This window comes from Actinacidiphila glaucinigra (assembly GCF_035918135.1).
GTDB classification, from domain to species: domain Bacteria; phylum Actinomycetota; class Actinomycetes; order Streptomycetales; family Streptomycetaceae; genus Actinacidiphila; species Actinacidiphila glaucinigra.
Window position 1 is genome coordinate 3,893,496 of the sequence record NZ_CP109144.1, and the last position, 20,145, is coordinate 3,913,640.

The following is a 20,145-nucleotide window of genomic DNA, read 5'->3' on the forward strand; positions in this document are numbered from 1 at the left end:
CGCGCGCCTACCCTCCGTCACGACGTGCACTCTAGGTGGCGGTCGTCGTCGCGGCGGTGATCGCGTCCAGGACACGGTCCGTGTCGGCCTCCGATGTACGCCAGTTGCTGAAGGCGGCCCGCACGGCGGGGACGCCGTGGAGGACCGTCGGGGTGAGGAAGGCCTCGCCGGAGGCGGCGACGGCGCGGACGAACGCGCCGACGCGCTCGGCCGTGGGGTCGGCCAGGGTGAAGCAGACGACGTTGAGCCGGACGGGGGCCAGGAGCCGCAGGCGGGCGTCAGCCTGGATGCGCGCGCCGAGGCGCCGGGCGCAGGCGGCGTTGCGTTCGACGACCTCGCGGTGGCCCTCGCTGCCGTAGGCGGTGAGGGCGAACCACGCGGCGAGGGCGCGCAGCCGGCGGGAGTTCTCGGGGGTGAGGTGGAGGAAGTCGGGGTCGGGGAGTGCGGGCAGGCCCAGGTAGGGCGAGGCGTTGTGGAAGACCCGGACCTGGAGGTCCTGACGGCGGGTGAACTGGACGGCGGCGTCGTAGGGCACGTTCAGCCATTTGTGGAGGTCGACGCAGACGGAGTCGGCGGCGTCGATACCCTCGGTGAGGTGCGCGTACGCGGGCGACAGCGCGGCGAAGCCGCCGAACGCGGCGTCGACGTGGAGCCAGAAGTCGTGGCGCTCCTTCAGCGCGGCGATCGCGCGCAGGTCGTCGAAGTCGACGGTGTTGACGGTGCCGGCGTTCGCGACCACGACGGCCGGGCGGCCCTCCAGCGCCGTCAGCGCCGCGTCGAGGCGGTCGACGTCCACCGCCTCGCGGCCACCGGGCAGCACCGGCACGGAGGTCAGGGACGACCGGCCGAGCCCGAGCACGGACAGGGCCTTGTCGACGCTGGAGTGCGGGGTGCCGGACAGCACCGTCACCGGGCCGAGCGCGGCCAGCCCGTCACGGGAGACGGAGAGCCCGAGCCGCTCGCCGAGCCACTCGCGCGCCACGGCCAGGCCCACGGTGTTGGACACGGTCGCGCCGGTGACGAAGGCGCCGCTGTGCTCCTCGCCGAGACCGAACATCGCGCGGAGCCAGCCGACGGTCTCGCGTTCCAGGGCGGCGGCGGAGGAGTCGCCGCCCGCCGAGACGTTCTGGTCGTAGGTACTGGTGAGCCAGTCGCCCGCGACGGCGGCGGGCGTCGCTCCCCCGGTGACGAAGCCCAGGTAGCGCGGTCCGGCGCTGCCCGAGAAACCGGGTGCCCAGCGCCGCTCGAAGAGCGCGAGCGCGCCGTCGGCACCGGTCCCGGTGAGGGGGAGGGGCTGCGGCTCGGGCGCGGGCCCGGGGCGGGCGGCCGGGCGTTCGTCCACCGATGCCAGCTCACGGGCGGCCAGGTCCCGTACGGCCTGGAGGAGTTCGGGGAGGTGTGCGCGGTCCGCGGCGAGCGTGGGGTGCATGGCGGCAGCCTAGGCGGGCCGTCCCGCGCGGCCCCACCCGGCGCGTGCTCACCCGTGCGGCGGGCCACCCGCGGGCGCCGGGCTGAGCGGCTCGCACGCACCCGGCTGGTGCGGCACGAGGGAATGCCCGGCGGCGCCCCCGAAGGGGTAGTCCCGCACACTGCGCCAGACGCCCTCGTCGTCCTGCTCGTACAGCGAGAAGCAGTTGACGGTCCAGGCGGCGGCGAAGTCGGCGAGCTCCGTCTCGGCGCGGTCCAGCGCCTCGTCGGGGATGCCGTGGCCGATGGTGACGTGCGGGTGGTACGGGAACTGGAGCTCGCGCCGGACCGGGCCGGAGCGGACCCGCTCCTGCAGCTCGGCGCAGTGGAGGCCGCCCTGGACGAGATCGACGTAGACGACCGGGGTGACCGGCCGGAAGCTGGCCGTGCCCTCCAGCCGCATGGGGAAGGCGCGGCCGGTGGCGGCGACCTCGGCGAGGTGCTCCCGGAAGGCCGGGAGCAGCGCCGTGTCCACCTCGGTGGGCGGGAGCAGCGTGACGTGGGTGGGGATGCAGTACGCCAGCGGGTCTCCATAGCCGGCACGGCGCTGCTGCAGCAGGCTGCCGTAAGGCTCGGGGACCGCGATCGACACGCCGATCATGCGGTTTCCCACGCGTTCACCCCTTCCCCGGGTCGGTTCGCGGCATCGTACGCACGCCGTACGACACAACTCCGTCAGTGCCAGTGTGACGCGCGCGCGGCCTCCCGCGCGAGCGTCGTCCGTCACACCTGCGCGGGACCTAAGGCCCCTCTTCCCGGGCGTCCCGGGAGCGGAAGGGGCCGTCAGTGCTTGGCGGGCAGGAAGCCGATCCTCTCGTACGCCTTCGCCAGGGTCTCCGCGGCGACGGACCGGGCCTTCTCGGCGCCCTTGGCGAGGACCGAGTCCAGGGTCTCCGGGTCGCCCAGGTACTCCTGGGTGCGCTCGCGGAACGGCGTGACCCATTCCACGAAGACCTCCGCGAGGTCGGTCTTGAGCGCACCGTAGCCCTTGCCCTCGTACTTCTGCTCGAGTTCCGGGATTCCGGTGCCGGTGAGGGTGGAGTAGATGGTCAGCAGGTTGCTGACGCCCGGCTTCTCCTGCTCGTCGTAGCGGATCACGGTGTCGGTGTCGGTGACCGCGCTCTTGATCTTCTTCGCGGAGGCCTTGGGCTCGTCCAGGAGGTTGATCAGGCCCTTCGGGGACGCCGCCGACTTGCTCATCTTCGACAGCGGTTCCTGCAGGTCGTAGATCTTCGCCGTCTCCTTGACGATGTAGGCGTCGGGGACGGTGAAGGTCTCGCCGAAGCGGCCGTTGAAGCGCTCCGCGAGGTCGCGGGTGAGCTCGATGTGCTGGCGCTGGTCCTCGCCGACGGGGACGGCGTTCGCCTGGTACAGCAGGATGTCCGCGACCTGCAGGATCGGGTACGTGAACAGGCCGACGGTGGCCCGGTCGGCGCCCTGCTTGGCGGACTTGTCCTTGAACTGCGTCATGCGGGACGCCTCGCCGAAGCCGGTGAGGCAGTTGAACACCCAGCCGAGCTGCGCGTGTTCGGGGACGTGGCTCTGGACGAACAGGGTGCAGCGCTCCGGGTCGAGCCCCGCGGCGAGGAGCTGGGCGGCGGCGAGCCGGGTGTTGGCGCGCAGCTCGGCCGGGTCCTGCGGCACGGTGATCGCGTGAAGGTCGACGACCATGTAGAAGGCGTCGTGGGACTCCTGCAGCGCCACCCACTGGCGGACCGCGCCCAGGTAGTTGCCCAGGTGGAACGAACCTGCGGTGGGCTGGATACCGGAGAGCACACGCGGACGATCGAGAGCCATGGCACTCATTCTCTCAGGTCCGCGCGGATTCCATGGCCGCGGTGGGAACCCGGGGGCGGCCGGCGGTGTAGAAGGGGTGACGGGAGCCGCACGGGGGCGGCGCCGGGCGACCGGAGGGGGGTCCGCCACGGAGGGGGAGGCGGCGGTGATCGCGCGCGTACGCGCCGGTGAGCGGGAGGCGTACGCGGAGCTGGTGCGCCTGCACGCGGACGTCGCGCACCGCACCGCCGTGCTGCTCGGCGCGGGCGCCGACGCCGAGGACGTGGTGCAGGTCTCGTTCGTCAAGGCGTACCGCGCGCTCGCGACCTTCCGGGACGGGGCGGCCTTCCGGCCGTGGCTGCTGCGGATCGTCGCCAACGAGGCGAGGAACGCCGGGCGGGCGGCGCGCCGTCTGCGGTCGGCGGTGGAGCGCAACGCCGTGCTGGAGGCCCTGCCCCCCGCGGCGGACGACCCGGAGTCGCTGGCGGTGTCGCGGGAGCGCCGGGCGGAGCTGCTGGCCGCGGTGCAGACACTGAGCGAACCGCACCGGCTGGTGGTCACCTGCCGGTATCTGCTGGACCTGGACGAGGAGGAGACGGCGACGGTGCTCGGCTGGCCGCGTGGCACGGTGAAGTCCCGGCTGCACCGGGCCCTCGCCCGGTTGCGGGCGGGGCTCGGCGAGCCGGTGCCGGCCGGCGGGTGCGAGGACGGGGGGCGGCGCCCATGACGGACCGGCTCCCGGAGGAGCTGCGCGAGACGGGCCGGTGGCTGGAGATCCCGGCGCCGTCGCCCGACTCCGTCGCCGAGCAGGTGCTGGCCCGGCTGCTGGCCGAGGCGGTGCCGGACCCGGCCGTCCCCGCGCCGGGCCGCCGCACCCGGGCGCGGGCGTGGGCCGCGGCACGGTGGCGGGCACTGACGGCGCTGCTGTGCGGGCTGCTGGTGGTGCTCGTGCTGACGCCGCCGGTGCGGGCCGCGGTCGCGGACTGGTTCGGCGTCGGCGGCGTCGTCGTGCACCGGGACCCCTCCGCCCGCCCCGCCACGGGCGCCCCTCCGCCCGTGCGGGGGGACGCGCGGCTGGACGGGGCGTATGTGCCGGAGGAGCTGGGCGAGCCGGACGGGGTGGCGGTCGTCGACGGGGGGCGCGTGCTGTCGATGAGCTGGCGGGTGGACGGGCGCACGATACGGCTCGACCAGTTCCGGGCCACGATCGACATGGTCTTCCTCAAAAGGGTCGGCGACGCGTCCGAATGGGTCGAGGTGGGCACCGGGAGCGACTACGGGGTGTGGTTCGCGAAGCCGCACTACGTGCAGTTGGTCGGCCCCGACGGCCGTACCCGCCGTGAGGCGCCCCGGGCCGCCGGCCCCACCCTGGTCTGGCAGCGCGGGCGGACGACGCTGCGCCTGGAGGGCGTGCCGGACCTGGCGCGCGCGCTCGCCGTCGCGAAGTCCGCCCGGCAGCGCTGAGCCCTCTCCCCCTTCTTCTCGTCGGGTTCTTTTCGTCGGGAACTCCTGCCGACGGCCGGGAACCCGGCGGGCTCGGGCGGTGTAACAGGGGCAGGACCGAGCGAGAGGGGGACCGGATGCGGATCAGAAGGTTCGTCACCTGGGCCGGAGTCACCGTGACGGCGCTCGCCGCCGTGGTCGGCGGATCGGGGCCTGCCGCCGCGGGCGGGCCGACCAGCGTGATGCTGGTCGCTCCGGGCAGCGGCAAGGCCGCGGGCATCTACACCAGTTCGCCCGACTACCGGGAACTGGAGCAGTCCATCGGGAACGAGCCGGAGCAGAAGGCACCGAAGTCGCTCTCGGACGTGACGACCGGCCGGCACCGCCAGGTCACCCTCACCTGGCTGATCCACGACGTGTCGGTCTGGAAGGTGGACTACGTCTACCCGGACGGCCCCGACGGCGCCTGGGTCCACTCCCGCTCGGTCATGGAGACGGGTCTGCCGGAGCAGGGTGTGTGGCGCAAGGCGGCGCAATCCGATGACCTCCGCCGCCTCCTCGGCCGGCTGGGCCTCATGGGGGACGACAGGGGCCTCGGTGTGAGCGCCCCCGACTACCTGCCCGGCCCGGACGACGCCGCGGCCGTGGAGGAGACCCCGGCGGCCGCACCCGAGGGCTCGACCGCCGCCCCGCAGGCCGCGGCGGCCGGTGACGGTGGTGGAGCGGACGGCTGGTGGCTGTCCCTGCCCGGGCTCGGCGCCGGGCTGCTCGTCGGCGGCGCCGGCACCTTCCTCGTCCTGCGCCGGATATCCGGGCACACGCCCGAGGAGGGGCCCCGCCAGGAGCTCGTCGACGCCTGACGCAACGGGGGTGCGCGCCGCGACGGCACGCACCCCGCGCGGGCGCCGGATCAGCCGAGGTCGATCCCGGGGTAGAGCGGGAAGCCGGCCAGCAGGTCCGTCGCACGCTGCGCGATCTCGTCGGAGACCTTGGCGTCCAGCACGTGCTGCGCCTTGGACGGCTTGCCGGCCGAAGTGACACCCGCCGTCGTGGCGGTGAGCACCCGGTCGATCAGTCCGGCGATCTCGTCCATCTCTCCCGTGCCGAGGCCGCGCGTGGTCAGCGCCGGGGTACCGATGCGGATGCCGGAGGTGTACCAGGCTCCGTTGGGGTCCTGGGGGATGGAGTTGCGGTTGGTGACGACGCCCGAGTCCAGGAGCGCCGCCTCGGCCTGCCGGCCGGTGAGCCCGTAGGAGGACTCGACGTCGATCAGGACGAGGTGGTTGTCCGTGCCACCGGTCACCAGCGTGGCGCCGCGCCTCAGCAGCCCCTCGGCCAGGGCTCGGGAGTTGTCGACGATGCGCTGCGCGTAGCTCTGGAAGTCCGGGCGGCGGGCCTCCGCCAGGGCCACCGCCTTGGCGGCCATGACATGCGGCAGCGGGCCGCCGAGCACCATGGGGCAGCCGCGGTCGACCTGCTCGGCGAGCGAGGAGTCGCACAGCACCATGCCGCCGCGCGGGCCGCGCAGCGACTTGTGCGTGGTGGTGGTGACGATCTGCGCGTGCGGCACGGGGTCGAAGTCGCCGGTGAGGACCTTGCCGGCGACCAGGCCCGCGAAGTGCGCCATGTCGACCATCAGCGTGGCGCCGACCTCGTCGGCGATCTCCCGCATGATCCGGAAGTTCACCAGCCGCGGGTAGGCCGAGTAGCCCGCCACGAGGACGAGCGGCCGGAACTCGCGGGCGGTCTTGCGCAGCGCCTCGTAGTCCAGCAGGCCCGTGGCGGGGTCGGTGCCGTAGCTGCGCTGGTCGAACATCTTGCCGGAGATATTGGGCCGGAAGCCGTGGGTGAGGTGCCCGCCCGCGTCCAGGGACATGCCGAGCATCCGCTGGTCGCCGAGCTCGTGGCGCAACCGCGCCCAGTCCTCCTCGCTCAGGTCGTTGACCTGGCGGGCCCCGGCCCGCTCCAGCGCCGGCGCCTCGACCCGGGCGGCCAGCACGGCCCAGAAGGCGACGAGGTTGGCGTCGATGCCGGAGTGCGGCTGCGCGTAGGCGTGCTGGGCTCCGAAGACCTCGCGCGCGTGCTCGGCCGCGAGCGCCTCGACGGTGTCGACGTTGCGGCAGCCGGCGTAGAAGCGGCGGCCGACGGTGCCCTCGGCGTACTTGTCGCTGAACCAGTTGCCCATGGCCAGCAGCACGGCCGGGGAGGCGTAGTTCTCGCTGGCGATGAGCTTGAGCGAGTCGCGCTGGTCCTCGAGCTCCTGGCCGATGGCGTCGGCCACGCGCGGCTCGACACCCCTGATGACTTCGATGGCACTGCGGAAGGCGGTGGATTCGGTGGAACCACTCGGCATGTCAGACCTCCTGCTGCACGGCACGGCATACGGGACGGCCCAGGCGCACGGCACACAGTTCACGGGCCGCTCCCCGATGGTCAATCCCATCCCAGCGCGCCAGTCACGACCCGTGGCCAGCCTAGCAACGCCGGTCGGGGCGCCGCCCGGCACGAGGTTTCTTCGCATCCGGGACGAGCGACGATAGAAAGGGGCCCCACCGGGCCCCAGCGCCACAACTCCCGACGTACCACGAACGGAGCACTCACGTGTCGACCGCCGCCGAGCACATCGCCGCCACCGAGGCGCACAGCGCCCACAACTACCACCCCCTCCCGGTCGTCGTCGCCTCCGCCGAAGGCGCCTGGGTGACGGACGTCGAGGGCCGCCGGTACCTCGACATGCTCGCCGGCTACTCGGCACTGAACTTCGGGCACCGCAACGCCCGCCTCATCGAGGCCGCCAAGGCCCAGCTCGACCGCGTCACGCTCACCTCGCGGGCGTTCCACCACGACCGCTTCGCGCGCTTCTGCACGGAGCTGGCCGAGCTGTGCGGCATGGAGATGGTGCTGCCGATGAACACCGGCGCGGAGGCCGTCGAGACGGCGGTGAAGACGGCCCGCAAGTGGGGCTACCGGGTCAAGGGCGTGCCGGACGGCCAGGCGAAGATCGTCGTCGCCGCGGACAACTTCCACGGGCGGACGACGACCATCATCAGCTTCTCCACCGACCCCGAGGCCCGCGCGGACTTCGGCCCGTACACCCCGGGCTTCGAGGTCGTCCCGTACGGCGACCTGGCGGCGCTGGAGGCGGCCCTGGACGACCGCACCGTGGCCGTGCTGATGGAGCCCATCCAGGGCGAGGCGGGGGTGCTCGTGCCGCCGGCCGGCTACTGGGCGGGCGTGCGCCGGCTGACCGAGGAGCGCGGAATCCTCTTCATCGCCGACGAGATCCAGTCGGGGCTGGGCCGCACGGGCCGGACCTTCGCGTCGGAGCACGAGGGCGTCGTCCCGGACATGTATGTGCTGGGCAAGGCGCTCGGCGGAGGCGTCGTCCCGGTCTCGGCGGTCGTGTCCTCGGCGGAGGTGCTCGGGGTCTACCGGCCCGGTGAGCACGGCTCGACCTTCGGCGGCAACCCGCTGGCCTGCGCGGTGGCGCTGGAGGTCCTCGCGATGCTGCGCTCCGGCGAGTACCAGCAGCGGGCCACCGAACTCGGCGACCACCTGCACCACGAGCTGGCGCTGCTGACCGGCAGCGGGGCCGTCACGCAGGTCCGCGGCCGCGGTCTGTGGGCGGGGGTGGACATCGCCCCGGAGCACGGCACCGGCCGGCAGATCTCCGAACGGCTCCTGGAGCGGGGTGTCCTGGTCAAGGACACCCACGGCTCCACGATCCGGCTCGCGCCGCCGCTGGTCATCTCCAAGGAGGATCTGGACTGGGGCCTGGACCAGCTGCGGGCCGTGCTGTCGGCCTGAGCCCCGGGATCCGGAGCCGGAACCGGGGCCGAAGCCTGGTGGCGGGTGCGCCCCGGCGGTCAGACGCCGTCGGGGCGGGCCGCCGGGGACATCCGCGTCGTCACGCCGATGCGGTTCCAGGCATTGATGGTGACGCACATGGCGATCAGCCGGGCCAGTTCCTCCTCGTCGAAGACCCGGGCGGCCTCGTCGTAGACCTCGTCCGCCACGCCACGCTCCCCGAGCCGGGTCACCGCCTCGGCCAGCGCCAGCGCGGCACGCTCGCGCACGGTGAAGAACGGGGTCTCCCACCACACGGTGAGCGCGTTGAGCTTCTGCTCGGCCAGCCCGAGCTCGCGGGCGTCGTTCAGGTGCTGGTCCACGCAGTAGGCGCAGCCGTTGAGCTGCGAGGAGCGGGCCTTGACCAGCTCCGTGATCACGGGGTCGAGGCCGGCGGACGCCGCGGCGTCCAGGGCGATCATGGCCTTGTAGAAGTCGGGGGCGGCCTTGCCGAGCACCATGCGCGGCGCGTGGGCGGGCACCAGGTCGTCAGGGCCCAGGCCGGAAGGCATGCCGGCGGAGGTCGTGATCATCGTCATGGAACCAACCTAGCGACGGGGTGGCCTCGGCCCGTGGTCCACTTGGAGGGTGAACGAGTGGGCCATTTCAGGAGTCGACCTCCATCTGGACCTCGCCGGCGGCACCGGTGCGCGCGCCGGGCTGGAGGACGCGCTGCGCGGGGCCGTGCGCGACGGCAGGCTCGCCCCCGGCACCCGGCTGCCGTCCTCCCGGACGCTCGCCAAGGACCTGGGCGTCGCCCGTAACACCGTCGCCGACGCTTACGGACAACTGGTGGCCGAGGGCTGGCTGACCGCCCGCCAGGGCTCCGGCACACGGGTCGGAGACGGCTGGCGCCCGACCGGGCCGCCCGCCGCCCCGCCCCGCGGCGGCCGCCCCCGCGCCACCGCGCCGCACCCGAACGGCGCCACGGACCCCGCCCGCGCCCCGGAGCCGCCGGCCGGGCCGCCGTGGCACCGGGAGCACTTCCCGTACGACCTGCGGCCCGGCTCGCCCGACCTCGGCTCGTTCCCCCGCGCCGCGTGGTCCGCCGCGGCGCGCCGCGCCCTGGCGGCCGCGCCCAACGACGCCCTCGGCTACACCGACCCGCGCGGCCGCCCCGAACTGCGCGAGGCCCTGGCTGCGTACCTGGGCCGGGTGCGCGGGGTGCGCACCGCCCCGGAGCTCGTCGTGGTGTGCACGGGCTTCGTCCAGGCCGCCGGGCTGATCGGCCGCGCCCTGCGGACCATGGGGTCGCACCGCGTCGCCGTCGAGGCGCTCGGCTACCCGCACACCCTGCGCATCCTGCGGAGGGCCGGGCTCACCACCGTCCCGCTGACCGTCGACGACGACGGCGCGCAGGTCTCCGCCCTCGACACCCGCGTCGACGCCGTGCTGCTCACACCCGCGCACCAGTTCCCGTACGGCGCCCCGCTCTCCCCCGCGCGCCGCACGGCGGCCGTGGCCTGGGCCCGCGACACCAGTGGCCTGGTCGTCGAGGACGACTACGACGGGGAGTTCCGCTACGACCGGCAGCCGGTCGGCGCCCTGCAGGGCCTGGCGCCCGAGCACGTCGTCTACGCCGGAACCGCCAGCAAGAGCCTCGCCCCCGGGCTGCGGCTGGCCTGGCTCGCCCTGCCGCCCGCACTCGTCGAGCCCGTGCTCGCCGAGAAGCTCCTCGCCGACCACCAGTCCCCCGTGCTCGACCAGCTGACCCTCGCCGAACTGATCGTCTCCGGCAACTACGACCGCCATGTGCGCCGGATGCGGCTGCACTACCGCCGCCGCCGCGACCGCCTCGTCACCGCGCTCGCCGCCCGCGCCCCCGCCGTGCGGGTCTCGGGCATCGCCGCCGGCCTCCACGCCGTGCTGCGGCTGCCGCCGGGCACCTCGGCCGGCGCGCTGGTCGCACGGGCGCGGGAGCACGGCCTCGCCCTGCAGAGCGTCGCCGACTTCGGCGGCACGGACGACGACGCGATCGTCGTCGGCTACGGCGCCCCGCCCGAGCACGCCTTCGCCGGCTCCCTGGACGTGCTCTGCGCGCTGCTCGCCGCGCACACGGCCTGAGGAGCACGCGAAGCGGCCCTCCGCCGCGCCCGTGCGGGGGCGCGGCAAAGGGCCGCTCGTGGGACTCGGTGTCCCGGGATCAGATGAGGCCGAGGCCGCGGACCGCCTCGCGCTCCTCCTCGAGCTCCGCGACCGACGCGTCGATGCGCGCACGGGAGAACTCGTTGACGTCCAGGCCCTGGACGATCTCGAAACGGCCGTCCTTCGCGGTCACCGGGAAGGAGGAGATGAGGCCCTCCGGCACGCCGTAGGAGCCGTCGGAGACGACACCGGCGGAGGTCCAGTCACCCTCGGCGGTGCCGTTGGTCCAGGTGAAGACGTGGTCGATCGCGGCGTTGGCCGCCGACGCGGCGGAGGAGGCGCCACGGGCCGCGATGATCGCGGCACCGCGCTTGGCGACGGTCGGGATGAACTCCTCGGCCAGCCACTTCTCGTCGTTGACGGTCTCGGCGGCGTTCTTGCCGGCGACCTCGGCGTGGAAGATGTCCGGGTACTGGGTGGCGGAGTGGTTGCCCCAGATGGTGAGGCGGCGGATCTCGCTCACCGGCACGCCGGTCTTCTTCGACAGCTGCGAGATGGCGCGGTTGTGGTCCAGGCGGGTCATCGCGGTGAAGCGGTCTGCCGGGACGTCCGGGGCCGAGGACTGCGCGATGAGCGCGTTGGTGTTCGCCGGGTTGCCGACGACGAGGACGCGGATGTCGTCCGCGGCGTGGTCGTTGATGGCCTTGCCCTGCGGGCCGAAGATGCCGCCGTTGGCCTCCAGCAGGTCGCCGCGCTCCATGCCGGCGGTGCGGGGACGGGCGCCGACGAGCAGGCCCACGTTGGCGCCGTCGAAGGCGACGTTCGGGTCGTCGCTGATGTCGATGCCCTTGAGCAGCGGGAACGCGCAGTCGTCCAGCTCCATCGCGGTGCCCTCGGCGGCCTTCAGCGCCGGGGTGATCTCCAGCAGCCGCAGCTTCACCGGGACATCGGGGCCGAGCAGGTGGCCGGAGGCGATGCGGAAGAGCAGCGCGTAGCCGATCTGGCCGGCGGCTCCGGTTACGGTGACGTTGACGGGAGTGCGAGTCATTGCCTTCTCCTGGCCTTCTCCTGCTGGATCCCATGCCGCCCCGGCAGCGTCCCATGCCCCGGAACGGGGATCTCTCGGCGTCAAGAGACCCACGCCAGGCTATACCCGTGCCGTCGCGGCGGAAGCCACACTCGGTGTGGCCCCGGTCACCGCCCCGCACGCACCCCTCGGGCGCAGCGCTCGCCACAGGTCCCGGCGAACGCCGCGCCGACGCCGGGCGCGAAGCGCGACGGCTCCTCGTGCGCCATCGGCCGGGCGTCCTCGATCGCCACCGCCGGGCCCTCGCCACGAGGGCCGTCCGAGGCCCGGCCCCCGCCGGCGTCCGCCGGGGAGGCGGCCGACGCGCGCGGCGGTCGTCAGCCGGGCGGGGGTGCGGCGCAACCGTGGGAGCCCGTGGTGAGGGTGGCGCAGGCGCGGGCCGCGCCGGGGGTGCGGACGGCGAGCATCGAGGTGTACGCGGCGGGGTCGCGGCCGATGCGGCTGCGCTGGGAGCGGCGGGCCCCGCCCGCCTCCGTGACGCTGACCGTGTCGCCCGGGGCTCCGGCGGAGATACGGGCCCAGACGGCCGCGCAGACCTGGCTGTAGCGCATCTCGACGTACGCGCCGCCCACCCAGGCCGCCGCGGCCGTACGGGCGTTGCCGCCTCCGCAGCCCATGCCTTCGGGGTCCTTGCCGGTGCACTCCCGGCCGGTGCACTTCACGCCCGCGGGCAGACCGGCAGCCCGGGCGGTACGGGACGGGCCGGGCCGGGCGCGGTCGTCGCCGTCGCCGCCGGTCAGGGCGGTGGCGCCGACCACCGCCAGCACGACGGCCACGACGCCCACCACGAAGAGCACGACCGGACGGCGCCGTGCCGCCGGGGCGGCGGGGGCCGGGGAGGGCGCCGCGGCCGGTGCCGGGCCGAACTCCCCGAGCGCGGCACGGGCCTCGGCGATCCGCAGTGCCTCCATCGTCACGTCGTGGCGGCCCTCGGCGCGGCTCCAGACCCGCTCCGTGACCTCCCACATCGTGGTGAAGTGCGCCGGGTCGGCACCCGTCGCCTCGGCGAGCGCGACCACGGCGTAACGGGGCGGCAGCAGCCGGCCGCCCAGGTACCGCTCCCAGGAACTCCTGCTGTACCCGGTCGCCTCGGCGAGCGCCGCGACGCTCAGGCCGCCGCGGTCGACCTGGCGCCGCAGCTGCTCGGTGAACTCCCGTACCCGCGGGTCCAGGTCGTCGGCCAGTGGCCGCCAGCGGGCCATCTCCCGTTCCCCCTCTTGCCGTTGCCGTTCCCTCCCGAAAGGCTACCGATGAGGATGCTTCGGGCGGCCCGTCCGGTTGCGCCCGTCATCCGATGCATATGCCCAGGATGATCAGGCCCAGGCAGAGCCCCTTGCCGGGGCTGCGGCTCGGGGACGCGGAGGGCGCCGGCGCCGCCGGGGCGCTCGTCGCGGGCGGCGGTGCCTTGGTCGTGGGTGCGCCGCCACCGGGCGCCGCCGTCGTCGGCCCGCCCGTGCCGGGTGCCGCCGTGTGCGGGCCGCGCCCCGGGGCGGAGGACACCGCGCCGGTCTGCGCCACCTGCGCCGCGGGGGTGCCGCCGTCCGGGGACATGGCGCCCGCGGTGCGGGAGGCCGCCGCGTCCTTCGCCTCCGCCGCGGGAGCCGATCCGGGCCAGGAGGTGACGGCGGAGCCCGCCGGGCCGGGGGCGGAGGGCACCGGGCCGACCGGCGCGCCGGCGGTGGGGCGGGCCGCCGGCGGCGCCTGCGCGCGCCCGGTCCCGTCCGTGGCCACCCCGGTCGCCACGAGCAGCGTGAACACCCCGCCGAGCACCAGCCCGCCCGCAACCGCCAGCAGGGCCTTGCGGCGCCGTCTCAGGGCGTGCCGGGGCATCCCCTCGACGGGGGCCAGCGGGTCGAGCGGATCGGCGTACGGGAAGCCCTTCATGGTGTCGGCGACCCCGCGGTCGGCCAGCTCCCACAGGGCCATCAGCCGGTCGTAGTCGGCACCGCTGAGCTGCCCCAGCACCTCGACGGCGTCACGCGGCGGGATCCTCACGCCGTTGAGGTACCGCTCCCAGGCGCCCGTGCTGCTCGCCGTGCGCGCGGCCAGCGCCGGGACGCTCAGCCCGCTGCGGTCCTTCATCCGGCGCAGATGCACGGCGAGACGGCGCGCGGCACCGTCCAATGTCTCGGGCAATGGCTCCCAACGCGCCACCACGCACCCCCCGGCTCCGTCGATCAACCCACGGTAGCGACGCACATACGCTCGATGCATGGAATCCGGAGAATCCTCACGCGCCGCGCGGGGTGACGAGTCCGGTCTCGTAGGCGAGGACGACGGCCTGTGCGCGGCTGCCGAGGTCGAGCTTGGCCATGGTGCGGTTCAGGTGGGTCTTGACGGTGGCCTCGCTGATGAAGAGCAGGTCGGCGATCTCCGGGTTCGACAGGCCGCGGGCGATCAGCCGCAGCACCTCCACCTCCCGCGCGGTCAGCGCCGCCAGTTCGGCGGGCGGGGCGCGGTCCGCGCCGGCGGGCGGGACGCCGGAACGCGGGAGACCGGGGCGCGGCGGCGCGTAGGCCTCGATCAGCCGCCGGGTGACGCTCGGCGCGAAGAGGGTGTCCCCTCCGGCGACGGCGTGGACGGCGGCGATCAGCCGGTCGGGGCCGGCGTCCTTGAGCAGGAAGCCGGAGGCCCCGGCGCGCAGCGCGGTGTAGACGTACTCGTCCAGGTCGAAGGTGGTGAGGACGAGGATCCGGGGCGGCGGGTCCGCCGCGGCGGCCAGGATCCGCTCGGTGGCGACGACCCCGCTGATCCCCGGCATCCGGATGTCCATGAGGATCACGTCGGGCGCGGTCAGCGCCGCCCGCTCCACGGCCTCCTCGCCGTCGCCGGCCTCCCCGACCACGTCGATGCCGGGGGCCGCGTGCAGCAGCGCGGCGAGGCCGGCCCGGATCAGGAACTGGTCGTCGACGACGAGCACCCTGGTCATGCGTCCGATGCGTCCCCTCGCCGCTCTGTCCCCCGCGCGGACGTGGGGAGCACGAGCCGTACCTCGAAACCCTCGCCGAGCGGGCCGATGTCCACCGTCCCGCCGTAGAGCCTGGCGCGCTCCCGCATGCCGATCAACCCGTGGCCCGTTCCCCGGCCGATTGTGGCCGGATCGGATCGGCCCGGTGGCGCCCCGGAGCCGCCGCCCGTGCCGGTGGCGCCCGTGGTGCCCGGGCCGTCGTCGGTGACGGTCACCGCCAGGTGGTGCGGCTCGTAGACGACCAGGACCCGGGCCCGGGCGAGGGGGGCGTGCTTGAGCACGTTGGTCAGCGCCTCCTGCACGACCCGGTACGCGCACAGGCCGACGCCGGGGGCGACGGGCCGGGGCTCGCCCTCGATCCGCAGCTCGACGGCGAGCCCCGCGGCCCGCACCCGCTCGATCATCTCGCCCAGCCGGGTCACCGAGGGCATGGGGTCGTACGAGGCCCAGCCCTCCTGCGGCTCTCCCGGCCCGGCGCGGAGCACCTTGAGCATGCGGCGCATCTCCTGGAGCGCCTCGCGGCTGGTGTCGGAGATGGTGTCGAGCGCGCCGCGGGCGGTCTGCGGGGAGGTGTGGAACACATACGCGGCCATGCCCGCCTGCACCGAGATCACCGACATGTGGTGGGCGACGACGTCGTGCAGCTCACGGGCGATCCGTGCCTGCTCCTCCGCCACCGCCTCCCGGGCCCGGTCCTGCTGCTCGGTCCGCAGCTGCTCGGTGAGCCGGGCCAGCCGCTCCTCGCGCTTGGCCGACACCCGGGCGGAGCGCCCGAAGCGGCACATCACCAGCGGGAACACCACGGCCTGGGCGGCCACCGTGGCCATCGAGCCCTGCGCCGCGGTCAGCCCGGCGTACACCCAGACCGCGCCGGTCAGCGCCGCACAGGCCAGCGCGGTGCGCACCGGGCGCAGGGCCGCGACGGTGTACAGCGCGAGCAGCGCCGCCATCGAGTTGACGACCGGCCAGTACCCGGCGGCGACGTAGAGCGCCCAGGCGGCGCAGACGAAGACGCAGACGCCGACCGGCGCCCAGCGGCGCACCACGATCGGCAGGTTGACCAGGGCGGTCAGCGCGTAGCCGAACAGGTCGAGGCGTATCCAGTCGTCGGGCGGCCGTTCGTGCCCCAGCAGCATGCTGGCGGCGGTGAAGCCCACCGCCAGCAGGACGTCGACCAGCCCCTTGTTCCCCACGGGCGCAGCGTAGGCCGCGGCCGTGCGGGCGGGCGTCAGTCCCCCGCCGTACCGCGGAAGTTGTACGTCCTCTTCCGAAAGGTCAAACCGGCACGGGACGACCTGGCGGGCCCGCCGGCCGTAGCGTCGCGGCCGGGGGCCAGAGGGGGGCGCCCCAACACGACGGTGCCCCGTCCTCCGACGGGGGGAGGACGGGGCACCGGGTCGTGGAGGGTGCCGCGCGGCGCCGGACGTCCGCCCTCAGCCGGACATGCGCTTGCGCAGGTTCTCGTCGACGGCTGCCAGGAACTGCTCGGTCGTCAGCCACGGCTGCTCCGGGCTGACCAGCACCGCCAGGTCCTGGGTCAGCTGGCCGGCCTCGACGACCTCCAGGCAGGCGCTCTCCAGCGTCCCGGCGAACCGGGCGAGCTCGGGGGTGTCGTCCAGCCGGGCGCGGTGGGCCAGGCCGCGGCTCCACGCGAAGACCATGGCGATGGGGTTGGTCGAGGTCGGCCGGCCCGCCTGGTGCCTGCGGTAGTGGCGGGTGACCGTGCCGTGCGCCGCCTCCGAAACGACGGTCCTGCCGTCGGAGGTCATCAGGAGCGAGGTCATCAGGCCCGCCGAGCCGACGCCGCGGGTGAGGACCCCGGACAGGATGTCGCCGTCGTAGTTCTTGCACGCCCAGACGTAGCCGCCGGCGCCCTTCAGGGCCGAGGCCGCCATGTCGTCGACCTGGCGGTGCTCGTGGCCCAGGCCCGACGCCTCGAACTCGCGCCGGAACTCGCTGTCGAAGACCTCCTGGAAGAGGTCCTTGAAGCGGCCGTCGTACTTCCTGAGCACCGTGTTCTTCGTGGACAGGTGAACGGGGAGCCCGCGCGCCAGCCCGTAGCGGAAGGCGGCGCGCGCGAACTCGCGGATCGACTCGTCCAGGTTGACCATGCCGAGCGCCACGCCGGGGCCCGGGAAGTGGTGGACCTCCAGGTCGACCGGGTCGGAGCCGTCGGCCGGGGTGTAGCTCAGGGCGAGGGTGCCCGCCCCCGGGATCCGCAGCTCGGTGGCCCGGTACTGGTCCCCGAAGGCGTGCCGCGCGATCACCACGGGCCGGGTCCCCCCGGGCACGGCCCGCGGCACGTTCCGCAGGACGACGGGTTCGCGGAAGATCCCGCCGCCGAGGCGGTCGCGGATGGTGGCGTTCGGGGAGCGGTACATCCCCTTGAGGCCGAACTCCGCGACCCGCGCCTCGTCCGGCGTGACGGTGGCGCACTTCACGCCGACGCCGTGCCGCACGACCGCTTCCGCCGCCTCGGCCGTCACCCGGTCATGGGTGGCGTCCCGGTGCTCGATGCCGAGGTCGAAGCGGACCAGTCCGATGTCGAGGTACGGCAGGACGAGCTCGTCCCTGATGAACCGCCAGATGATCCGCGCCATCTCGTCGCCGTCGAGCTCGACGACAGGGTTCCTTGCCTTGATCTTGGTCATGGGAGTCGTTCTCCCTCTCACGCCGTGACGTGTGCCCGGGGTACACGTCGTACGTCAGGACACTCGCCACACAGCGTAACCGGATCAACGCACGGAGAAACGCACGACGTCCTCCAGGAAGGGGATCTCGAGCACCGGGTGCGGCTGCGCCATCAGCGCCAGCAGCACGATCAGGGCCCCCAGCACACCGTAGGTGATCATGTCGGTGAAGCGGCTGCGGACCGCCAGCATGCCCACCGAGGGCAGCAGCCGGCGCATCACCGCGCCCAGGAGCAGCGCCGAGCCGACCAGCACCAGGCCGGCCCGGGTGACGTCCGCCGCCACCAGCACCAGGCCGAGCAGCACCGCTCCGCAGACCACGAGGATCGGCCACTGACGGGCCGGGGCGGGGGCGTGGGCGCCCATGGCCCGGCCGCCGCCCTCGGGGCGCGCGGTACCGCGGGTCAGCACCTGGAAGCGGCGGCTGCGGCCGGCGTCGCCGGTCTCCTCCGGCGGCGCCGCATCCGTACGGGGGCCCGTGCCGGTCATGCGTACCGGCCCTCCGCGGCCTCCACGACGTTCGCCAGCAGCATGGCCCGGGTCATCGGGCCGACGCCGCCGGGGTTCGGCGAGATCCAGCCGGCGACCTCGGCCACGCCCGGGTGTACGTCGCCGACGATCTTGCCGTTCTCGTCGCGGCTGACACCGACGTCCAGCACGGCGGCGCCCGGCCGCACGTCCTGCGGCTTCACCAGGTGCGGCACGCCCGCGGCGGCCACGATGATGTCGGCCTGCCGCAACTGGGCGGACAGGTCACGGGTGCCGGTGTGGCAGAGGGTGACGGTGGCGTTCTCCGACTTGCGGGTCAGCAGCAGCCCGATCGAGCGGCCGACGGTGACTCCGCGGCCGACCACGGCGACGTGCGCGCCGTTGATCTCGACGCCGTGCCGCCGCAGCAGCTCCACGATGCCGTTGGGGGTGCAGGGCAGCGGGCCGCGCTCGCCCAGCACCAGCCGCCCGAGGTTCGTCGGGTGCAGTCCGTCGGCGTCCTTGGCCGGGTCCATCAGCCCCAGGACGCGGTTGGTGTCGATCCCCTTGGGAAGCGGGAGCTGGACGATGTAGCCGGTGCACTCGGGGTTGTCGTTCAGTTCGCGGACGACCGCCTCGATCTCCTCCTGGGTGGCGGTCTCCGGCAGCTCGCGCTGGATGGAGGCGATGCCGACCTCCGCGCAGTCGCGGTGCTTGCCCGCGACGTACCAGCGGCTGCCCGGGTCGTCACCGACCAGCAGCGTGCCCAGCCCCGGGGTGACACCCCGCTCCCTGAGAGCCTGGACGCGGGTCGACAGTTCGGACTTGATCGCGGCGGCAGTGGCCTTGCCATCGAGAATCTGGGCGGTCATACCTCCATCTTCTCAGGTCCGCACACCAACGCTGGACAGCGGATGACGCCGCCCACGACGATGTGGCCGTCCCCAGTCCCATCCGCGCGAAAGAAGCCACAGTGAGCTACCCGCCCGGTCCCGGCAATCCCTACGGCCAGCAGCCCCCGCAGCAGCCCTACGGCTACCCCCAGCAGCAGCCCCCGGCCCAGCCCGGTTACGGCTACCCGACGCAGCCCCAACCGCCCTACGGCGCCGTTCCGCCGCAGGCCCAGGGCCCGTACGGCTACGGCTACCCGGGAGGTCCCGCCGGTCCCGTCCCGGGCATGCCGCCCTTCGCGAGCTGGGGCGCGCGCGTGGGCGCGACGCTGATCGACTTCCTGGTCACCGGTCTCGTGCCGATGATCCTCATCGGCATCGGCTACGGGCAGTTCATCGCCGCGGTGATCGACGAGGCGGACCGCTGCAACGCGACCGCCGGCCCCTGCGACCCACCCGCGATGCCGGGCGGCGCCCTCGCCCTGATCGGCCTCGGCTTCGTGTTGTCCGTGCTCGGCGGCCTGTTCCTCTGCTACCGCGAGGGCAAGACCGGCCAGACCCCGGGCAAGAAGGCCCTCGGCATCAGCGTGCTGCGGGAGTTGGACGGCCGCCCGCTCGGCTTCGGCATGGCCTTCGTCCGCCGGCTGTGCCACGGCCTGGACGGCGCCGCCTGCTACATCGGCTACCTGTGGCCGCTGTGGGACGACAAGAAGCAGACCTTCGCCGACAAGATCCTCAACACGGTCGTCGTCAAGACCCAGTAGGCCCCGGGCGAGAATGAGCCCACGTCCCCGGTCCCGTCCGCGCGAAGGAAGTCAGAAGTGAGCTATCCGCCCGGTCCCGGCGATCCCTACGGCCGGCAGCCACCGCAGCAGCCCTACGGATATCCGCAACAGCCCCCGGCCCAGCCGGGTTACGGCTACCCGGCGCAGCCCCGGCCACAGGGGCAGCCGCCGTACGGATACCCGCAGCAGCCGCAGACGCAGACGCCGTTCGCCGCCTACCCGGGCGGGCCGGAGGTCATGCCGTCGTCGGCGCGGGCGGCCCGGGCGATGCTCTTCGTGCTCGGCGGGATGCAGATCCTGGGCGGTCTGCTGCTCCTGCTCGGGGCCGCGGCGCTCAAGAGCATCGACGACACCGACGAACTGGCCATGCCCATCGGCCTGGTCTATGTCATGGGGGTGCTCTTCCTCGCCTTCGCCGTCCTGTCGATCGGCATGGGCGCCAAGTACAGGACCGGCGGCAACGGCACCCGGATCGGGTCCATCGTGATCGGCGTGCTGGTCGCGCTGAGCAGCGTCGCCACCATGTTCAGCGGCGCCTTCGTGCTGCTCGCGCCGCTCGCGCTCAGCGTGCTGCTGATCGTCTTCGCGGCCAAGGCCGAGACGACGGCCTGGTTCAAGCGCCCGCAGTACTGAGCGGGTC

The 20,145-nt window shown here is 74.0% G+C and carries 20 protein-coding genes and 1 riboswitch; of the genes, 7 read left to right on the forward strand and 13 right to left on the reverse strand.

The features are described from left to right. Positions 1 to 31: 31 nt before the first annotated feature. The 3 genes from OIE69_RS17120 to trpS form a co-directional block, all read right to left on the reverse strand. Complete coding sequence (locus tag OIE69_RS17120) at positions 32 to 1,429, reverse strand: pyridoxal phosphate-dependent decarboxylase family protein (RefSeq protein ID WP_326572784.1); 1,398 nt, start codon at positions 1,427 to 1,429, stop codon at positions 32 to 34. Between the two features lie 48 nt (positions 1,430 to 1,477). Then, positions 1,478 to 2,080: a 2'-5' RNA ligase family protein gene (locus OIE69_RS17125; protein WP_326572785.1), complete on the reverse strand. Its 603-nt coding sequence runs from the start codon at positions 2,078 to 2,080 to the stop codon at positions 1,478 to 1,480. Between the two features lie 170 nt (positions 2,081 to 2,250). Beyond that, positions 2,251 to 3,264, reverse strand: coding sequence for a tryptophan--tRNA ligase (gene trpS / locus OIE69_RS17130; RefSeq protein ID WP_326572786.1), 1,014 nt, complete (start codon positions 3,262 to 3,264; stop codon positions 2,251 to 2,253). A gap of 145 nt (positions 3,265 to 3,409) precedes the next feature. Between trpS and OIE69_RS17135 the strand changes: the two genes are divergently transcribed. The 3 genes from OIE69_RS17135 (at position 3,410) to OIE69_RS17145 (ending at position 5,546) form a co-directional block, all read left to right on the forward strand. Further along, complete coding sequence (locus tag OIE69_RS17135) at positions 3,410 to 3,970, forward strand: RNA polymerase sigma factor (RefSeq protein WP_392567522.1); 561 nt, start codon at positions 3,410 to 3,412, stop codon at positions 3,968 to 3,970. Further along, positions 3,967 to 4,707 carry a hypothetical protein gene (locus OIE69_RS17140; protein ID WP_326572787.1) on the forward strand — a complete coding sequence of 247 codons (741 nt, stop codon included), beginning with the start codon at positions 3,967 to 3,969 and terminating at the stop codon, positions 4,705 to 4,707. The genes OIE69_RS17135 and OIE69_RS17140 overlap by 4 nt, the downstream gene beginning before the upstream one ends. A 116-nt stretch (positions 4,708 to 4,823) precedes the next feature. Then, positions 4,824 to 5,546, forward strand: a complete 723-nt coding sequence (locus OIE69_RS17145) for a hypothetical protein (protein WP_326572788.1) — start codon at positions 4,824 to 4,826, stop codon at positions 5,544 to 5,546. Between the two features lie 50 nt (positions 5,547 to 5,596). Here OIE69_RS17145 and OIE69_RS17150 read toward each other — a convergent pair whose 3' ends face one another. After that, positions 5,597 to 7,039 (reverse strand): glycine hydroxymethyltransferase, encoded by a 1,443-nt coding sequence (locus OIE69_RS17150; RefSeq protein ID WP_326572789.1) that lies wholly within the window; start codon positions 7,037 to 7,039, stop codon positions 5,597 to 5,599. A 30-nt stretch (positions 7,040 to 7,069) separates the two neighbouring features. Then, positions 7,070 to 7,156: riboswitch (ZMP/ZTP riboswitch) on the reverse strand. Positions 7,157 to 7,287: 131 nt separating this feature from the next. Here OIE69_RS17150 and rocD point away from each other — a divergent pair. After that, positions 7,288 to 8,493, forward strand: a complete 1,206-nt coding sequence (gene rocD / locus OIE69_RS17155; protein WP_089224387.1) for an ornithine--oxo-acid transaminase — start codon at positions 7,288 to 7,290, stop codon at positions 8,491 to 8,493. Between the two features lie 59 nt (positions 8,494 to 8,552). Here rocD and OIE69_RS17160 read toward each other — a convergent pair whose 3' ends face one another. Continuing rightward, entirely contained in the window at positions 8,553 to 9,071 is a 519-nt protein-coding gene (locus OIE69_RS17160; RefSeq protein WP_392567523.1) for a carboxymuconolactone decarboxylase family protein, read from the reverse strand. 49 nt (positions 9,072 to 9,120) lie between these two features. Here OIE69_RS17160 and pdxR point away from each other — a divergent pair, with 49 nt between their 5' ends. Further along, positions 9,121 to 10,596, forward strand: a complete 1,476-nt coding sequence (gene pdxR, locus OIE69_RS17165) for a MocR-like pyridoxine biosynthesis transcription factor PdxR (protein WP_326572790.1) — start codon at positions 9,121 to 9,123, stop codon at positions 10,594 to 10,596. Positions 10,597 to 10,675: 79 nt separating this feature from the next. Here pdxR and OIE69_RS17170 read toward each other — a convergent pair whose 3' ends face one another. The 8 genes from OIE69_RS17170 to OIE69_RS17205 all read right to left on the reverse strand — a co-directional run bounded on the left by OIE69_RS17170 (position 10,676) and on the right by OIE69_RS17205 (position 18,702). Further along, positions 10,676 to 11,665, reverse strand: a complete 990-nt coding sequence (locus tag OIE69_RS17170) for a malate dehydrogenase (RefSeq protein WP_089224389.1) — start codon at positions 11,663 to 11,665, stop codon at positions 10,676 to 10,678. A gap of 356 nt (positions 11,666 to 12,021) precedes the next feature. Next, a complete protein-coding gene (locus OIE69_RS17175) occupies positions 12,022 to 12,906 on the reverse strand; it encodes a helix-turn-helix domain-containing protein (RefSeq protein WP_326572791.1) in 885 nt (294 codons plus the stop codon). Between the two features lie 85 nt (positions 12,907 to 12,991). Then, positions 12,992 to 13,840 carry a helix-turn-helix domain-containing protein gene (locus OIE69_RS17180; protein WP_326572792.1) on the reverse strand — a complete coding sequence of 283 codons (849 nt, stop codon included), beginning with the start codon at positions 13,838 to 13,840 and terminating at the stop codon, positions 12,992 to 12,994. A gap of 94 nt (positions 13,841 to 13,934) precedes the next feature. Then, positions 13,935 to 14,633, reverse strand: a complete 699-nt coding sequence (locus tag OIE69_RS17185) for a response regulator transcription factor (protein WP_326572793.1) — start codon at positions 14,631 to 14,633, stop codon at positions 13,935 to 13,937. Then, the gene (locus tag OIE69_RS17190) at positions 14,630 to 15,808 is read right to left on the reverse strand and encodes a sensor histidine kinase (protein ID WP_392567663.1); all 1,179 of its coding nucleotides are present in this window, start codon (positions 15,806 to 15,808) and stop codon (positions 14,630 to 14,632) included. The genes OIE69_RS17185 and OIE69_RS17190 overlap by 4 nt, the downstream gene beginning before the upstream one ends. Positions 15,809 to 16,105: 297 nt before the next feature. Next, positions 16,106 to 17,323 carry an NADP-dependent isocitrate dehydrogenase gene (locus tag OIE69_RS17195; protein WP_326572795.1) on the reverse strand — a complete coding sequence of 406 codons (1,218 nt, stop codon included), beginning with the start codon at positions 17,321 to 17,323 and terminating at the stop codon, positions 16,106 to 16,108. A gap of 84 nt (positions 17,324 to 17,407) precedes the next feature. Further along, the gene (locus tag OIE69_RS17200; protein ID WP_326572796.1) at positions 17,408 to 17,851 is read right to left on the reverse strand and encodes a DUF3017 domain-containing protein; all 444 of its coding nucleotides are present in this window, start codon (positions 17,849 to 17,851) and stop codon (positions 17,408 to 17,410) included. Next, the gene (locus OIE69_RS17205) at positions 17,848 to 18,702 is read right to left on the reverse strand and encodes a bifunctional methylenetetrahydrofolate dehydrogenase/methenyltetrahydrofolate cyclohydrolase (RefSeq protein ID WP_326572797.1); all 855 of its coding nucleotides are present in this window, start codon (positions 18,700 to 18,702) and stop codon (positions 17,848 to 17,850) included. The genes OIE69_RS17200 and OIE69_RS17205 overlap by 4 nt, the downstream gene beginning before the upstream one ends. Before the next feature lie 101 nt (positions 18,703 to 18,803). Here OIE69_RS17205 and OIE69_RS17210 point away from each other — a divergent pair, with 101 nt between their 5' ends. Both OIE69_RS17210 and OIE69_RS17215 read left to right on the forward strand, forming a co-directional pair. Further along, entirely contained in the window at positions 18,804 to 19,484 is a 681-nt protein-coding gene (locus OIE69_RS17210; RefSeq protein ID WP_326572798.1) for an RDD family protein, read from the forward strand. Between the two features lie 57 nt (positions 19,485 to 19,541). Then, complete coding sequence (locus tag OIE69_RS17215; RefSeq protein WP_326572799.1) at positions 19,542 to 20,138, forward strand: hypothetical protein; 597 nt, start codon at positions 19,542 to 19,544, stop codon at positions 20,136 to 20,138. Positions 20,139 to 20,145 lie beyond the last annotated feature (7 nt).

Excerpts from the sequence above, each read along its gene's own strand:
- OIE69_RS17195 (WP_326572795.1), bottom strand. The coding sequence starts at position 17,323 with ATGACCAAGATCAAGGCAAGGAACCCTGTCGTCGAGCTCGACGGCGAC.
- OIE69_RS17120 (WP_326572784.1), bottom strand. The coding sequence starts at position 1,429 with ATGCACCCCACGCTCGCCGCGGACCGCGCACACCTCCCCGAACTCCTC.
- OIE69_RS17205 (WP_326572797.1), bottom strand. The coding sequence starts at position 18,702 with ATGACCGCCCAGATTCTCGATGGCAAGGCCACTGCCGCCGCGATCAAG.
- OIE69_RS17160 (WP_392567523.1), bottom strand. The coding sequence starts at position 9,071 with ATGACGATGATCACGACCTCCGCCGGCATGCCTTCCGGCCTGGGCCCT.
- OIE69_RS17170 (WP_089224389.1), bottom strand. The coding sequence starts at position 11,665 with ATGACTCGCACTCCCGTCAACGTCACCGTAACCGGAGCCGCCGGCCAG.
- OIE69_RS17150 (WP_326572789.1), bottom strand. The coding sequence starts at position 7,039 with ATGCCGAGTGGTTCCACCGAATCCACCGCCTTCCGCAGTGCCATCGAA.
- trpS (WP_326572786.1), bottom strand. The coding sequence starts at position 3,264 with ATGGCTCTCGATCGTCCGCGTGTGCTCTCCGGTATCCAGCCCACCGCA.
- OIE69_RS17185 (WP_326572793.1), bottom strand. The coding sequence starts at position 14,633 with ATGACCAGGGTGCTCGTCGTCGACGACCAGTTCCTGATCCGGGCCGGC.
- OIE69_RS17190 (WP_392567663.1), bottom strand. The coding sequence starts at position 15,808 with ATGCTGCTGGGGCACGAACGGCCGCCCGACGACTGGATACGCCTCGAC.
- OIE69_RS17145 (WP_326572788.1), top strand. The coding sequence starts at position 4,824 with ATGCGGATCAGAAGGTTCGTCACCTGGGCCGGAGTCACCGTGACGGCG.
- OIE69_RS17200 (WP_326572796.1), bottom strand. The coding sequence starts at position 17,851 with ATGACCGGCACGGGCCCCCGTACGGATGCGGCGCCGCCGGAGGAGACC.
- OIE69_RS17140 (WP_326572787.1), top strand. The coding sequence starts at position 3,967 with ATGACGGACCGGCTCCCGGAGGAGCTGCGCGAGACGGGCCGGTGGCTG.
- OIE69_RS17175 (WP_326572791.1), bottom strand. The coding sequence starts at position 12,906 with ATGGCCCGCTGGCGGCCACTGGCCGACGACCTGGACCCGCGGGTACGG.